Origin of the sequence: Mucilaginibacter oryzae (assembly GCF_003148845.1) — a bacterium.
Classification (GTDB): Bacteria; Bacteroidota; Bacteroidia; order Sphingobacteriales; family Sphingobacteriaceae; genus Mucilaginibacter; species Mucilaginibacter oryzae.
Map to the genome: position 1 here is coordinate 341721 of NZ_QGHA01000001.1, position 16924 is coordinate 358644.

The following is a 16924-nucleotide window of genomic DNA, read 5'->3' on the forward strand; positions in this document are numbered from 1 at the left end:
AATTAAACGTTAATGAAAAAAACAATTATCTTACTGATGATGGCAGCCTTAGGTACCTCATCATGGGCGCAAGAGGCAGTGATTACAGGTAAGTTTAAAAAAATGCTTCCCAATGGAAGACCGGTAGACAGAGTTTTTATTTCAAAACCTGAAGCTGGTGATTTAACTATAATGGCTGAGCCACTGATTGATTCAGCCAGCCGAACCTTCCATCTGGATTTGGTTCCTGCAGACCAAAATGTGATTCGCTATGTAGGTGTATTTGACGAGCAATATCCCTTTTATTTACGTAAAGGAGAAAAACTGGACATTGATGCCGCCGACGGAAAAATCACTTACTCTGGAAAATTAAGCAAAGAAAACCAGGTTTTTGCCGATTGGTATAAGATGCTTGCCCCACTCAGATTTTACGGCTATTCGGCAAAAGGCTACCTTTTACCAAGCGAACGCTACGTTGCCCTGCTGGATTCATTATCGCAACCGGTAAATAACTTTTTAAAGGGCATCCATACCGGTAACGATGCTTTCGATAAGCAAGTTAAATATCTTTTAACGTACAGTTACAAACTTGATGTAACGATGCCTGTTGCCACAGGTTTAAACGTTGGGGCTAAAAAAGATTATCCTGCTTACCTAACCGATTTTTTCAAAAATGAAACCTTTTCAGATAAACAAATTTGGACACTGCCTTTTGCATTCAAATACATGGGATACTTTGCTTTTGCAAAACACATTATCTACGGAGGAGAGCAAGGCATAGCAGGCGAAATGCTGGTTCCGGAAATTGCCGACAAAGAGCTGCGTGCAAATTTTGTGCTGAGCCAGGCTGAAAAAGGCACCACCCAAAACCTGGTTGCATTTTTAGAGAAAAACCATTCGGCCATGATAACTGATTCGCAAAAGGCAAAGATGAAGGTATTGGAGGCCCGCGCAAAAGTACAGGTTGAGGGTGGCGAATGGATCGATTTCTCTTACCCTGACCGTAATGGCAAAATGTGTCGCTTATCTGATAATCTTGGAAAAGTGGTTTTAGTTGATGTATGGGCAACCTGGTGCAAACCGTGTTTGGCTGAGCAGCCTGCAATGGAGCGTTTGGAAAAAGCCTTTGAGGGTAAAGATGTTGTCTTCCTGGCCGTTTCAGTAGACACGGATAAAGAAAAATGGAAAGCGATGGTTGAGAGCAAAAAATTATCGGGCTTGCATTTATTTACCAACAGCAAGGGGCCTATTGTAACTGACTATGAACTTACAGGTATTCCCCGTTACATTTTATTTGACAAAAATGGCAAAACCGTTTCCTTTGATGCTCCAAGGCCTTCCGATCCGAAATTGCAGGAACTCATTAACTCAAAATTGTAAGTTATAAACACATCTAATGAAGAAACTGATCAAATCGCTGCTATTTGTAATTGCCGTGTTTTACTGCCAGGCACTTGCTGCGCAGGGCGTTAATTTTGAAACGTTAACACTTCGGGATGCCATGTCAAAGGCCAATGACCCGGCGAATCCGAAATTAATTTTAATAGATTGTTATACCAGCTGGTGCATGCCATGTTTAGAAATGGCCCAGCAGGAATTTCCAAAGAAGGTAGCAGGCGACTACATCAACCCTAAATTCGTTTCCATTAAATTTGATATGGAGAAAGGCGAAGGAAAGGAAATTGGGAAAAAATATGGCGTGACCGCCTATCCTACCTTTTTGATTTTGAATGCCCATGGGCAGGAAATCAACAGGGTGGTGGGCAAGTCGACCGCAGACGAGTTTATCGAGAAAGTAAAAACAGCCTTAGATCCTAAAAACTCCTTAGCCGGCATAAAAAAGGCTTATGAGGAAAATAAGAGTATGGCCACCGGTATGCCCTATGCCCTGGCGCTTTATAAAAACGCCAAAGATCCTTCGCCCGTTTTGGAGGAGATTTTTGATAAAGCCATGGATTTTGAGCGCTTTAGCAATGATTATCTGGAACTTGCCCTTGGAACGGTAAAGTTTGGCAGTCCGTTTTTCCGGAAAATGATGATGTACAAGGCAGAGATGGATCAGGCCATGGGTACCGAGGTTATCAACAGAATTATATTTGATAAAATCCGCAAGGACATGTACCAGATTGCCGCCGGAACAGCAGCCAGATACAATATCGTTTACACCCCTCAGCAAGTGGAAGATATTGCATACACCGTTGGCTTAATGAAATTGCCTTCTGATCGTCCTGAAACCCACATGTGTAAAATTGCCTTATACGCCATTAACAAGGATTTAGACGGAATGATCGATTATTACAAGCGTTACATCGCCTATTTCCGGCAAACCGATGTATTTAAGGGCATTCTTGACGGTATCCTGAGAGCTCAGGTATCCAAAGCTTCAGAAGCTCAAAAGGCAGCTATCAAAGCTTATTTTGAAAATAACGCAAAATCCTTAAACAAGGAGGCTCAACAATCTCAGTTTCAAGCAGAATCCATTAAATAAACGAAATGAAAACATTTAATATAGCTAATATCGGGAAAGTGCCGCGGATATTGTTATTATCAGTATGCCTGCTATTTATAGCAGGCATTGCTGAAGCTCAATTTACAGATGATGCCAAATTGCTTGAAAGCTTTCAGAAATCTGCAGACTCAATCCTGGCCAAAACCCACACCATCACAGCAGAAGAGGCTCAAAAAGGACTTTTAAATACAGGAAGCGTTGTTGCCCTTAATCTTCAAACACCTTATAAAAAAGTACTCGCAGCTCATGCGCTTTATGAACGAGCCAAACAGGCTACGGTTATTACAGGTTGTGCATATCTGTGCCCCCGTTGCAATAATACGCATATGAGCGAATCTTCCGGTTATATCATAGATCCCAAAGGAATTATGGTAACGAACTATCATGTGGCGGCACAGTATGCTTTTATGAAAGATGGCAACAAGCCGGTAGGCCTTTTTGTGCGCCTGGCCGACGGGCGTACCTACGCGGTGAAAGCGATTTTAACCGCGTCAAAGCAAAAAGACCTCGCCATCCTGCAATTGGAAACAAACGGGAAAGAATTGCTGCCTTCGCTCCCCCTGGCTGATGCCGCCCAGGTAGGCGATCATATCTATGTATTGGGCCATCCCAAAGGGATGCATTATTTCTTTTCTCAGGGCGACGTTACCAATAAGTACTTTGAAAATGCAGGGGAACCTGACCATAAATTTTTTCGTGAAATGATGGTAGTTTCAGCGGATTATGCCACCGGATCAAGCGGCGGACCAGTACTTGATGTATACGGAAACGTGGTAGGTACGGTATCTAACACCAATATGCTGATTCACAGCGAAATGAACCCAAGTGTACAGATGATCGTTAAAAACACCGTCCCAGTTGAATCGTTATGGAAACTCGTTAGTAAGGGAAATAAATAGTTGGTATAAACGGTATATTTATACCAGGAACAGCTGTCGCTATATCCTATCCGCTACGCACTTTAGCTAATAGGATATGGCGGCAGCTGTTTTAACATCGAGATATCGTTTATATTAAAAAACGTTATAGGATATTTCCATCTATTACTTTTTTCATTCTCAATATTGAATAAGCTTAATCGACATTTATCAACGAAGTGATTCGTATAGCATTCAATTAAGACGTTTTATTTAACTGAAATAAGAATATTACGACAGGGTTTAGATTACCGCTTTGAATACTTAAAATAAGGCGATTATTTGAAAAACACTTATCGCCTTTTGTCGCCAAAATCACTGATGAACATTTCAATTTACATCCCTCCCAGTATTGGATAGTTCGTTCCAGGCTCCTTTGATGTTTTCATAAAATAACGCCATATCGTTAATTAAATATCCTCGCTATTTAATTAACAAATTGGCTTGTAAGCAGTTACCCTACGGTTCCTTTTTTGAATAAAACCAACAAAAAAAGAACTTATGGAAAACCAGCCAACTACAAACGTTAACGAAAAATTTAACCCCAATAATTTCCTGATTGTACCTGCGAGGACTTTTGAAGAACTTAAAGTAGGCGAGATATTCAGGGCACCGAGCCGTACGCTGACAGATGCCCATTCGGCAGCATTTCAAACCGTTTCGTGCGATAATCATCCGGTACACTACGACGATGTATGGGCTAAAAAGCATGGCCACAAGGCTCCCGTTGTACATGGTTTGCAGGTTCTGGCTTTTACAGCCCCGGGGGCCACCCTGTTTCCGCATGTAATCGGGGAGGCGTTCGTCGCTTTTACCGAGCTGTCGTGCAAATTTCTGAAAGAGGTGAATGCCGGTGATACGCTTTATCCAGCGCTTCAAATCATCGCCCTCCATCCGCAGGGAAGTACCGGAATTGTTGAAACAGCGGCCACCATTCATAACCAAAACGGCGAACTGGTGCTGTCTGGCACGCATAAATATCTTTTAAAAGCAAATTCAACTATTTAACACATATCATCATGGAAAAAACGCAATCTGAAAAACAAATATTTGTGCTGGTGCACGGCGCATGGGCAGGGCCTTTTGCCTGGCAAATGGTTAAAGATACACTGGAAAGTTCAGGCAATGAGGTGGTAGCGCTCCAGCTGCCCGGGCATGGTACTGATAATACCCCTGCCGGTACCTTGCACATGGATACTTACATTAACTACGTAAGTGGTGCCATCGAAAAAATTGGCAGAAAGGTAATTTTGGTGGGGCACAGTCTGGCGGGTATGATCATTTCAGGCGTTGCCGAACAGGTGCCCGGGCTGGTTGAAAAACTGGTTTATATTGCCGGATATGTTCCGCAAAACGGTCAATCTGCCTATATGATCTCGCTGGAAGATACGCAATCACTACTTGGCGCTTCCCTTATAGTCTCTAACGATCAATCGGAATTTGATATCAAAAGGGAGGACATTATCAATATCGTATGCCAGGACGGCACTGAAGAGGTTCAGGAACTAATCCTCAATAATTACAAAGCCGAACCTGCGGCACCATTTTCAGACCCGATATCGCTAAGTGACGAAAAATTTGGAAGCGTTGAAAAGTATTATATCGAAACGCTGCAAGACCATGGCATTGGTAATGAGCTACAGAAAAGAATGATAGCGCAGGCAAAAATCAAAAACAGCTATCAGCTAAACAGCGGACATACCCCCCTACTCTCCCAACCTGCCGAACTTAGCAATATACTACAGGTAATAGCACAACATTAATCATTAAATAAATAACCGGGATGACCGTTTTTCACGGTTGCTCCTGGTTTATTTATTATCCCCTGTTTGATCCGGCAACTTGTTTTAAAAACTGCCGGACCAGATAATGGATAATTACAGTCTCCTATACCTTTTTCACAGCTTTGATAATATAACTACCTGATGCTACACGAAATAAAATGTGGTCATTAATCCGGCCTAAATATTTTAAAACAGCCGTGTTATCAACGGGTTTTTTGTTTGACCATACGGTGTGTTTATTGCAGCTAATCTGAACAACCTGATCTGCCGGGACACCAATAACAGCTTCTGTTCCCGGCGGTACAAGGACGGTCATATTAAAACCGGCGGCCGAGTTTTCAAAACTGGTTTTAATTACTCCTCGCACAGACTGAACCGTTGCCGAACCTATTTTTACAGCGCCTGGATTGGGCACGATCTGGAATAATTTATAGCCCGGCTCAAGGGGAGCTATACCGCACAGATATTGAGATAGTAAAGTTAACGCACCGCCACTCCAGGCATGGTTGGTAGTACCGCCTCCATAACCTTCTTCGCCAATGCCCCAGCCTTCAAACAGGGTTACATAACCCGGGTTATTCACCATGCTGCCAAAACGCTTTTTCATTCTGGCTATAGCCTCATCTGCATACCCCATCTGAAACATCGCTTCTAAAACGTATTTCTCCATATACGGGCTGGCGTGCTCTTCTGTTTTAAATACTTGCAACAGCGCGGGATATTTATCCTGATCTGCGATGCCCGAAACTACGGCAACGGCCTGGCTGCGGTCGTCCGTTTTTCCTTTATAGTCCGGGTGCCGGTAAGCCGTGCCATCCCAAAACCTGGTGTTGAAAACGGTTTTAATGCGCTGCATGTCCCGCCGGTATTCGGCGGCATCGTCTTTCAAATTGAGCGTTTCTGCCATATTCAAAGCGCCTTTCAATGCTAAATAATAGAAGCCGTTGGTCATCAGTTCCATATCGATCTCGGTACCCCAATCGCCCCATGACCAGCCCCCTTTACGGAATTTAACCGAGCCGTCATCATTCCGCTTCCATATTTTCAGATATTTTCTTACGCCCGGGTACAGGTCAGCAACAGGCTTTTTATCGCCGGTGTTCAGGTAGTAATTCCAGAATCCGTAATAGCCAACGCTGGTCAGCATCTGGATCGGTAATTCATCTTTATAGTTTCCGGCCGGGATGGGCGAAAACAAAGTACTGTCTGCCCGCTGCCAGCCAATCAGTTCGTACATGCCTTTTCTAAACAGCAAATGGCTTTTGGTATCCAGCGCATAAAATGCCTCGCCCGATTCGTTTACCTCATCGCCCCACCATTGGGCGCGTTCGCGGTCGGGGCAATCCATATAATTGTCGCGCATGGTAATATAAAGCGTGCGTAATGATTTCTGCCATATGTTATTTAAAAAATCATCCGAACTGGTAAAGTTTCCGGCAAAGGTGGTGTTGTAGCCCGTTTCCCGGTATTTAAGTTCCAGAACTTTTACGCCGGCCGGAATTTTATAAGTTACGGTTTGGCCATTCATCCAGCCATAGCTTTCGTAAGCCTGAATCCCGTTACGCGTTACGTATTGCGCATATACATTAGGGGCACCGCCGCCGTTAAAATCTTCCGTCTTCATTTCGATGACTTTACCTTCGGTTGCTTCAACTTTCAGATAAGGAGTTACCTGTAAATTAGAGGGCAGCTTGCAAATGATCATGGTATCTTTACCCGATTGAAACGGAAAAGCCGGCGCTGAACTATAAGGTAACAATTTGGAATCCTTCCATTGCGGTATCGGCCTTAGCACCAAATTATTCCAGGGAGCCGCGGATGCGGGGCCCATCACTTTAGCATTATTCCATTTAACGGTTGAATAATTAGCCGTGTACCAGTTAGCAATATCATTCCCCGCGTCGAATTTGATGCTTGATTCGGCTAAACGAAAATTAGGCAGCGGAGGCGGACAAGTGCCATATGCGGGGTGACGTATCACCTTCCACGACGTGTCGCTTAACACCTTGAACTCAGGAGTTATACATTCAAATAGTAAACCGGGCTGGCCGCTACTGATATGTGAAAAGCCGTCTTTGCCAAAGTACCAGCCTAATACCGCAATTGTATTCCTGCCATTTACCAGGTATTTTGCAATATCCACCTCGTCGTAATAGGTATCTTTCGAATTCGGTCCGCGTTTTAGCCCACCCTCAAATATTACCATCCTGCCATTGATCCACAACCAATATTTCGTATCGATAGCAATTTTTGCCAAAGCCCTGGCAGGTACTTTACCGGTAAAAAAATCTTCACGATAGCAATACCAGGCATTGGGCTCATCCCTGGCATTGGGATCAGCAATCCATTTGGCCTGCCATGGTGTTTGCGCGCTTAGGGCCAATGGCACAACCAGCAAGAACAATAGTATAATTTTCTTCATATTAAAACCTTCAAGGGTCTTTTTACCGGTTACCTGATTAAACATTGTTCAGCACCAGATCATTCGGCTTTTGAAAACCTGTTAATCGGCATTAAACAATAAAATCATAATCTCCTCAAAAGAACCTTGGAGCAATAATAATATTTACTTTCCATAATCCTGTCCCTATCACTCTTTCAGATGGTGGTTATTTTCAAGGTGCTCCCATCTCATAATTTTAGCTAAAACTGCTCCCCTCGCGGTTGGATGGCGACGTCGGAAGTTCCGCTTTGTTGCTGATAGTTCCTGGCAGATTTACTTTGTAAGCACGGTCGGCGCAAAGCGAGCGGTCAAAATCCGTCGTTCGGCGACACGCGTTTTAAAATATAGGTAAGCAGGGCAGCAAACAGCACATAACCGGCAAAAATGAAATATCCCGGCTGTAATGAAGTTCCGTTAGCTGTAATTACATTTAATGATGCTGTGTGAATGTTGAGGCTGGAAAGCTGGCTTTTCAGGATGCCGTTTAACCCTATATAGGTCATCAACATACCAACAATCATCACATCCGACATATCCCATTTGCCAAGTTCAAAAGTGAGATAGCGCACAATGCCGTTACGGCCCAATTTTTTGGGGCTGAATACGTAGATACCCTTGGCAATAAGCCGGAGTAGTGGCAACACAAGTATGAATAACAAAATAAGCACCCCAACCAAAATAGCATCGGGTTTGGGTTGCGCTATCAGTGTTTCAACAATTCCGAGTATGCTTTTGCTCTGGTAAAACAGCACCTGATTTTTAAACTCCACATCGCCGTTCAGCAGGGCCAGATGTAAAGATTGGATCCTGGCATCTACCTCAACTACCGGTAACAGGCTGCCCGTAGCCAGCATTACAAATGCAAACAGCAAAGCGAAAATGAATAAAGGCGTTTGTAAATGCACCTGCTTACGTAAGGCAAACCAAAGCAACAAGGCAACTATTACACAACCCAGCATGATACATACGTATTGCACAAGCTGAATTTTCAGCTCGGCAAGCTTCTGGTCAATACGGTTGTTAAAAGCTATAGGGTCAGCTACTTTATACTTTTTGTAAACATATTTGGTAACTGTATAGTTAGCTACGCTTACGCTATCGTAAATCTGGCTGGTTAGCTGGTTAACTTTACTCCCTGCAATATTTTTTAGCCGCTTTTCGCTTTCGGGACTGCTAATTTTGGCTACCACGGTTTTTGCGAAGGGCTTTACCTGGGCCTGTAATTCGGCAGAATCAACAAGGGTATTAAAGGCTAATTTTTTCAACTTCCCCCCCAACCCTTTCTGGGGCTTATTGATCTCGGCTACGGTTTTGCTTACCAGTCCGTGCATTTCTTTTTCAACCATCACCAGCATATCGTGTTGCTGGGCTTTGGTAATATGGAAATCCTGGATCTGGTCACTCAAAACTTCGGTAATACGGTCGCGCCACTGATCAATCGAAAATAAGCCGAAGGTAACGCTGTTGGATAAGCTGTAATCTTCTTTTACCTGTTCGCGTTCCGCAGAGATATCGGCCAGCCGGTATCCCGAATAAGCGGCCCCTGCCAGTAATATGCTGAGCCCGATAAGCATGATAATATTTAAAACGGTGTATTTCATGTTAGTGGGCATCGTGTGGGGTAATATATTTCAGAATGGTTGATAAGATCAGCCCATACAATACAAAGCTGATAAAAATAATATAGCCGGGCTGTAAGGCCGTGTTATTGGTGGTAATGAGGGTAAGATCCTGGCCGCGGATGTTGAGCATGGCAAGTTGTTTATCAAGTAAACCATTCAAACCAATGTAAGTCATCAAAACGGCTATCACAATCACATCAGCCATGCTCCATTTTCCGGATTGAAAAGCAAAGTACTTGATCACCCGGTTTTCGGCCAGCTTCCTTTTACTTAATAAATGAATGCCGGTAGATGATAATTTCATAACCGGGAACAGGATGCTGAAACAAAGGATGAGGATGCCCACGGCAATGGAATCGACGGCGGGCTGTTTTACCAAAACCTCCACCACTCCCAAAATGCTTTTACTTTCGTAAAAAAGCACCTGATCTTTAAATGAAACGTGCTCGCCAAGCAACATAAAATCCAGCTTCTTGATGCGGCAATCCACCTCTATCATTGATGCGCTGAGCCCCACAGCAAGAAGGATAAAGGCAAACAGTAACGACAGGATAAATAGCGTGCCATGAAGCTCGGTACGTTTACGCAGCACCCACCACAAACCCAATACCAGCACTATACAGCCCAGCATAAAAAAGCAGTAACGGTACATCTGTACGCGGATTTCCTGTAAAAGGCCATCAAGTTTATTATTCAACTCATCTTTAGAATGTACGTGGTATTTGCGGTACATGCCATCAAACAAGGCACGGTTGGCCCGCAATGCGCTATCAATACTTTCGCTGTGCTGCAACTGCGTAAACTTGCCCATGGCCATGTTGCTCAGTTTGTTTTTTTGATGCGGATTATCGGCTTTAGCTATGATTGAGCGCGCCAGTCCGGGTACCTGGGCTTTAACCTTATCTGTTTTAACAAAGGTTTTTATAGCAAGCTTCCTGATCTTTCCGATCAGGCTTTGAGGCTTCTTTTCAACCATGGCCTCAGCTTTATTAATCAGGGCGTACAAAACCGATTCAACCTCGGTTTGTAATTCCCGCTTCTGCTTAGGTGTGAGCTTAAAATGCTTCACCTGCTTGTTTACAATACCGGATACCTCATCACGCCATTGATCTACAGACAATAATCCATAGGAGATATTGTTGATGTTCGAATGATCGAGCTTAATATTTTCCTGCCGGGCAGATAATTGGTGCAGCTGAAAACCAAAAAAGCCCTCAAGCGCCAATAGTATAAACAGGCCGGATATAAGTAAAAGTTTGGGTAGATATTTTGGGTTAGTCAAGACTTAATTGGTAAAAAAATTCGCATAATTACAGGTTCAGCATTAAACCATATAATATCATGCCATTTCAATTTCTTACCTGAATCGGGGTTTTAATCCGCTTTCTGTACTTTTTTCCGAACATTTAAAAAGTCACCTTATATCATTCACCGGATGGCTTTCGCCCCCTACCGGATCCTGCGCCCGATTTCCAAACTATAAACCGTGTCCTTTTGATCGACCAAAAAGGGGATGGCAATTTCACTTAATCCATTCACCCAATTAGTGTTACCCGGCTTAATTCAGGTAACTGCCAGGCTAATGTGTGAGACCCCAATTAATACGGAAAACAGTTTTAAGCCGCTTCAAACTCATCGCTATTAATGCCCATAGCCGTATTTAAAGGAAACGCTATGTGGATATGAAGCCCCTTATCGCTCGTTAAGGTAAACGTTCCGCCAAGTTGTTCGCTCAAGCCCTTCATCAGGTTCATACCAAGCGAATTTAAGCTGCCTTCATCAAACCCTTCGGGCAGGCCTATGCCGTTATCCGCTATCATCAGTGTACAATTATGCGCGGTATCGCGTTGCAGTATAATGCTTACTGTACCAAACCTTTTGTCGGGAAAAGCATATTTGATGGCATTGGTTACCGCTTCGTTCAGGATTAAACCAAGCGGAACGGCCTGCGCTACGTCAAGATTAACCTCATCTGTCTCAATCAGGAAGCGGATGTTTTTATCTATATCAAAACATTCGCGCATGTACGATACCAGTTCATGCACATACCACTTCATGTCGATAGTGGCCAGGCTGTCGGACTGGTAAAGTTTTTGGTGAATCAGCGACATCGCGTACATCCGGTGCTGGCTGTTTCGTATCGCATCCATCGCATCCTGGTTGTTGATATAGGCCGATTGTGTATTTAACAGACTGATCACGATCTGCAGGTTGTTTTTAACCCGATGATGGATCTCCCTAAGCAGCCATTCTTTTTCGCTGAGCACTTTCTTCAGGGTATCATACTGCCGGTTAATTTCTTCCTGTTTAGCCTGGAGCAAGGCATTGCTTTTCTGTTTTAAACGATAACGGTTATAAATCAGGGCAAGCAGTAATAACAACAATGCCACGGCGCCCGCAATAACCTGTTTTATGGTGTTATCTTTTCGGATGGTTTCGGCCTGCAGGTTATTTTTTTGGGTAAGCAGTTTGATATTCCTGTCTTTTTGATCGGTTTCAAACTGTATTTGCAGGCTGCTGATCTGGTTAGCCTTATCAGCGTTAAAAACGGAATCGGAAAGCGATTTATACAATTTATAATGCGTGATGGCTGATTTGAGGTTACCGGCTGTAGAGTCGGCCAGGTACCATTGCAACTGGTTTTCAGACCGGAACAGGTTATTGCCGGTAGATTTTTGAAGATCATCCTGTTTTTTTAAAAAAGGATAAATTTCTTTGAGATTTTTAGTTACAACCATATAACGGATTATCGAGCTGTACAGATAAACGAGGTTAGCATCGTCGTCAGGTAGCTTTTCCTGAAAGGAGCGCAGTTTACGATAATACGGGGCAGCTTTGGCATAATCGCGCATGCTCATATAGGTATTAAAATAAATATAAGGTATGCGCAGCTTCATCTGTACTTCGGTAGGCGGGTATTTTTGTTCTATCACGGCTAACAGGTCAAGCGCTTTCCGGTATTGTTTTAACCTTACCCATGATGTGGCCATATTGGATAATATGGTTTGCATATACCCGGCGTCATTATATTTTTGCGCGATGTTTTTTGCTTTTTCCCAGTATAAAAGCGCTTCTTTATCCTGTTTTAAAAAATAGTAGGTTAGCGCGATGTGGTTATATATCGAACTCAGCTGCAAACTGTTATCGCCTAAAGATTCAGCCGTTTGGGCAGATAAGAGTTCATATTTTATCGATAAATGGTAATTTCCCAACTGCGTGTAAACATTGCCCATCAGGTTATAAACGCCCTGTAAATCCCGGAAACCAATCTGTTTGTAGATTGCCAAAGCCTGTTCCAGCGCCGTAAGGGCTTCCGATGCCCGGCCCCTTAAGTGCAGGTAGTCGCCGGTGTATTTCAACGCTGTCGCTTCCTTTTCCCTGTCACCTGCTTCATGATACAACCGGGTGGCTTTTTCCTCCAGTTGAAGTTTATGGGCAATGCCTTCGTTTTCATTATCATAAAATTGGGCTTCCGCTTCGTAGCATTGCGCCTGCTCAACTAACAGTTTGTGCTTTTGGGCAAAAACCAGGGCTGCGGCTACACTGGCCTGCGCTTTTTTCTTATCGCCGGCTTCGTTTCTTATTTTCCCATCCAGTAACAGCGCCCTTGCTTCGCCGGCTTCAAGGCTTTCCTTCCTGCTTAAATTTAGCGCAATATTTTTTAACAGCATGGCGCTGTCCAGGTCTGCTTTCAGTTCGCCCGGTTTGTTAAGATATTGCTCCGACAACCTTAAATAAAGATCAATCTGCATTTTCACGTCACTTGCAACAGCTAAATTTTTTCGCAGCTCTGTTATATTATCGTGCCGTTGTGAACGGGCCGATAAAATTGTAAATAATAGCCCCGTTAAAATGATGATCCTTTTTTGAGTTTTACAGAAGCTGATTTTCATGTTGAAAGCGATTTAAATACCCGTTTTAAGCCGGTGTTCAAAAATAACAAACTCCTCCCGGTGCAAAGACGTAGCTTCACCGGCAGGAGCGTTTTTTATGAAATTGTTGCCTATGCCGCCTCCAAGCGGCAAAGTATTATTTTCCGTTGGCTGCGGCTTCAATAACTGCGGCCACGGCCTTGGGTTGGGTCATGAACAGGGTGTGCCCGCCTGTTACCCCGGTAACTTTCGCGTTGGCGCGTTTGTACATGGTATCTTCAAGCCCCATATTAATAGTTTCGTCATTGGATGGTTTTATGGCATAAACCGGCTTGCTTTTCCAGGCTGCCACGCTTACCTTATCGGTAAATGCTTTTACAGTGAGCGGGATTTGCGAATCATACATAAAGTCTGATTTTTCTTTTGTCTGACCGTTGGCAAAAGTTTCCTGAAAAGTGGCTTTGCCTAAATAAACATTTCCTTTAGCATCAGGCGGCAGGATACCTTTGGGTTGTTCTTTAACTGTTTGTACCAGATCAAGCGTTGATTCGCCGGCATCGGGGATGAATGCGGCTACATAAACCAGGCTTTTAACGTTATCGGCTTTGCCTGCCTCTGTAATTACTGTACCTCCCCAGGAGTGGCCTACTAAAACCACCGGTCCGTCCTGGCGTTCCAAAGCGAAATTTGTTGCTGCCACATCATCTGCCAGCGAACTGGTGGGGTTTTGTACCAGGGTAACTTTGTACCCGTCTTTCACCAGTATTTTGTACACAGCTTCCCAGCCTGATGCATCGGCAAAAGCGCCATGCACAATAACAATGTTTTTAATACCGGCAGCTTGCGCCCTCGTTTTTGCCGGATTAACTGTTGATACTAAAATGGCCACTGCTGCAGCGGCTATCATTTTGATGGTAAATTTTGTTTTCATGTTTCGATTATCTGCCATAGCGATAATCTACAAACATGCCTTTATTTAAAATTTTGATTTTCAATAATTTGCAACCATTTCAAAACTAAACATTATTACGGCATTCCGTCAATTTATGAAAGCCATGAACCTAATAGCGCTAAAAATGCTGTTTGTTTAATCCTAATTTTTTTATTTTGGAGTTGAGCGTTGTAGCAGGTACCCCCAATAATTTAGCGGCGCCATGTGGCCCCGAAACCCTCCCCTTGCATAATTGAAGTACAGCGAAGATATGATCACGTTCATTTTCTTCAATGGTTTTGATCTGCTGTTTTGTACCCGTCCCGTTAACCATTGTTTTGCCGGTTACCGGGATATTCATTTCGTTAATAACCGGGCCGCTGTTTAGTAGAATCTGCCGCTGTATCAGGTGTTCCATTTCCCGGATATTGCCCGGCCAGTTATAATGGATCATTTGCTTTATTGCTTTTTTTGAGAAACCGGCCTTCTGCTTACCAAACTTTGTTAAAAAAAAGTTGGCCAGTAGCGGAATGTCTTCGCTGCGCTCCCTTAATGGGGGCAGGTTGATTGGAAACACATGCAGCCTGTAATATAGGTCCTGCCTGAACCGCCCCTGCTCCACCTCGGTTATCAAATCCCTGTTTGTCGCAGAAATAATCCTCACATCTGTTTTTATGGTGGCCTTGCCGCCAACTCTTTCTATTTCTTTCTCCTGCAATGCCCTTAGCAACTTTACCTGCAACTCTAAAGGCAGTTCGCCAATTTCATCAAGAAACAGTGTTCCGTTATTGGCTAGTTCAAATTTGCCTATGCGTTGCTCAGTCGCTCCTGTAAATGAGCCTTTTTCATGGCCAAACAATTCGCTTTCTATCAGGTTAGCCGGTATGGCGGCACAGTTTACGCTGATCATCGGGTTGTTTTTCCTGGCTGATGCCGCATGTATGGTTTTGGCGATCAGTTCTTTGCCTGTTCCCGTTTCTCCGGTAATCAAAACCGTCGAGTCGGACTGAACTACCTGATCCATCAGTGCGAAAACCTTATTCATTTTTGGCCCAGCTCCAATAATCTGCGGGTAGTTACCCGAGCTTGTTTGCTGCTGGCCTGTATAGATGCTTCCTGTTTCCTGCTTTTCGCTAAAAGCGCGGAACTCCTCCAGTTGTAATTTAAAACTCGCATTCATTGCCGGAAACAAGTCGGCCGCTTTATTTAAAAAGTCCTCCAGCGTATCTGCTTCGTTTAACACGGCCAATTTTTCGTTCAATTCGAAAAGTTGTGTAGCGGCTGCTTCAGGTCCGGCCTCATCATCTTGGTTAAACGGCCTGCTCAATTTTTCCGTTGGAGATACCACGTTGATTTGTTGCGAACGCTGCCGGGTAAAAAAAACAATATCAGCAAACAGATCGGCAATGTTGCTGCAAAACGTCAGGCACTCAGCGCTAAAATCCCGGGCGTGGTTATGCAATTCCAGTGTCCCTAAAATCTTGTTTTCCACCTCAAGCGGAATATAACAGTGAAACAGGTAACCAGCCTCACCATTAATAAGACAATGATTTTGGTTTTCTTCTTCCAGCCACTCATCTTTCGACTTAATTACCGGAAACGAAAATTCGGCGACAGTTTTTTGTGCAGCCTTAAGTTCGCAGGGCTGATTGATCACCGCTGTGCGCGGCTCATCCATACCATCTGCAATGGTTGAAACATAAGCTTCGCTGATCACTGTAATCTTTTCATCGTAAATTAACAGCGCCGCGCAATCTATTGAAAAAAGCGGGTGCAGCCTCCTGAAAACGATATCCAGAAGCTCGGCCAACCCGAGCGTGCTGCCAAGTAAGGGTATGCCTTCAAGGTGAACCGGGGCGTTTGAACCGGATGGGCTGTTTATACGGGAAGAAAGAGATTGGATTGTGCCATGCATATGCTTGCCTGTTTCAAATGATACTTGCTGCAGTATATAAAAAGAAGATGGTAGTGTGCCAAATATGGCGAATATATTGCTTTTTACTGATCAAAAAACCTATTTTTTGGTACGTAGCAGCTAACTTATAACCGCCACGGTTCCGGGCAAGTCGTAAAATCACGATATTTCATCAATTTTCAGTCGCCGGATATTTCACAAATACCTCATTATCAATTTCTTAATTTACTGGCATTGTTCATGAATAAAAGCCTGCAAAACTTTATTTTATGAAACCATCACCAGACTTACTAACTCCTGACAACCACGTATTGGTTTTGATCGACTTTGAAGGACAAATGGGCTTTGCCACCAAAAGCATCGCCATAGCCGAACTGCGTACCAACACGGCTGTTATCTCAGGCGCGTCGAAAATCTTCAATGTAGCAACCATCGTTACCACCGTAGCCGAAGCATCCTTCAGCGGTCCGGTATTCCCCGAAATTGAAGAGTACTATCCGCAAGCTACTTCAAATTACATCGACCGAACTTCGATGAATACCTGGGAAGACGAAGCCGCTTACAAAGCCATCACCGGCACCGGTAAAAAGAAAATAGTTTTGGCAGGCTTATGGACCGGCGTATGTATTGTTGGTCCGGCTTTATCCGCGCTTAGCGAAGGATACGAAGTTTATGTTATTACCGATGCCTGCGGTGATGTAAGCGCAGAAGCACATGAGCGCGCCATTCAGCGTATGATCCACACCGGCGTTAAACCGGTAACATCTATCCAATACCTGCTGGAGCTTCAGCGCGATTGGGCCCGCCAGGAAACCTATGTGGCCGTTACCGATTTGATGAAGAAACACGGCGGCGCTTACGGTATTGGCATCCAATACGCGCACCGTATGCTGGCGCACTAATAAACCGCGCTGCGGTTGCTGCAAATCCTATTTATCTGTACTTATTCAAA

The 16924-nt window shown here is 43.9% G+C and carries 12 protein-coding genes; 6 read left to right on the forward strand and 6 right to left on the reverse strand.

What is annotated here, in order from left to right:
• Positions 1-12: 12 nt before the first annotated feature.
• From LX99_RS01400 to LX99_RS01420, 5 genes are all read left to right on the forward strand, one after another.
• Complete coding sequence (locus LX99_RS01400) at positions 13-1359, forward strand: TlpA family protein disulfide reductase (RefSeq protein WP_109605738.1); 1347 nt, start codon at positions 13-15, stop codon at positions 1357-1359.
• Positions 1360-1375: 16 nt separating this feature from the next.
• Positions 1376-2467, forward strand: coding sequence for a thioredoxin family protein (locus LX99_RS01405; RefSeq protein WP_109605741.1), 1092 nt, complete (start codon positions 1376-1378; stop codon positions 2465-2467).
• Positions 2468-2472: 5 nt separating this feature from the next.
• The gene (locus LX99_RS01410; protein WP_109605743.1) at positions 2473-3387 is read left to right on the forward strand and encodes a S1 family peptidase; all 915 of its coding nucleotides are present in this window, start codon (positions 2473-2475) and stop codon (positions 3385-3387) included.
• 519 nt (positions 3388-3906) lie between these two features.
• Entirely contained in the window at positions 3907-4413 is a 507-nt protein-coding gene (locus LX99_RS01415) for a MaoC family dehydratase (RefSeq protein WP_109605745.1), read from the forward strand.
• Positions 4414-4424: 11 nt separating this feature from the next.
• The gene (locus LX99_RS01420; RefSeq protein WP_109605747.1) at positions 4425-5168 is read left to right on the forward strand and encodes an alpha/beta fold hydrolase; all 744 of its coding nucleotides are present in this window, start codon (positions 4425-4427) and stop codon (positions 5166-5168) included.
• A gap of 124 nt (positions 5169-5292) precedes the next feature.
• Here LX99_RS01420 and LX99_RS01425 read toward each other — a convergent pair whose 3' ends face one another.
• The 6 genes from LX99_RS01425 to LX99_RS01455 form a co-directional block, all read right to left on the reverse strand.
• The gene (locus tag LX99_RS01425) at positions 5293-7611 is read right to left on the reverse strand and encodes an alpha-L-rhamnosidase-related protein (protein ID WP_109606924.1); all 2319 of its coding nucleotides are present in this window, start codon (positions 7609-7611) and stop codon (positions 5293-5295) included.
• A gap of 329 nt (positions 7612-7940) precedes the next feature.
• Positions 7941-9245: a paraquat-inducible protein A gene (locus LX99_RS01430; RefSeq protein WP_109605748.1), complete on the reverse strand. Its 1305-nt coding sequence runs from the start codon at positions 9243-9245 to the stop codon at positions 7941-7943.
• Complete coding sequence (locus tag LX99_RS01435; RefSeq protein ID WP_109605750.1) at positions 9235-10536, reverse strand: paraquat-inducible protein A; 1302 nt, start codon at positions 10534-10536, stop codon at positions 9235-9237. The genes LX99_RS01430 and LX99_RS01435 overlap by 11 nt, the downstream gene beginning before the upstream one ends.
• Positions 10537-10870: 334 nt before the next feature.
• Complete coding sequence (locus tag LX99_RS01440; protein WP_170122595.1) at positions 10871-13006, reverse strand: histidine kinase dimerization/phosphoacceptor domain -containing protein; 2136 nt, start codon at positions 13004-13006, stop codon at positions 10871-10873.
• A gap of 277 nt (positions 13007-13283) precedes the next feature.
• On the reverse strand, positions 13284-14057 hold the full coding sequence (locus LX99_RS01450) for an alpha/beta hydrolase (protein ID WP_211318935.1): 774 nt from the start codon (positions 14055-14057) through the stop codon (positions 13284-13286).
• A 139-nt stretch (positions 14058-14196) separates the two neighbouring features.
• Positions 14197-15972: a sigma-54-dependent Fis family transcriptional regulator gene (locus tag LX99_RS01455; RefSeq protein ID WP_245927819.1), complete on the reverse strand. Its 1776-nt coding sequence runs from the start codon at positions 15970-15972 to the stop codon at positions 14197-14199.
• A 269-nt stretch (positions 15973-16241) separates the two neighbouring features.
• On the opposite strand from LX99_RS01455, the gene LX99_RS01460 reads away from it, so the two are divergent.
• Entirely contained in the window at positions 16242-16874 is a 633-nt protein-coding gene (locus LX99_RS01460) for a hydrolase (protein ID WP_022829610.1), read from the forward strand.
• Positions 16875-16924 lie beyond the last annotated feature (50 nt).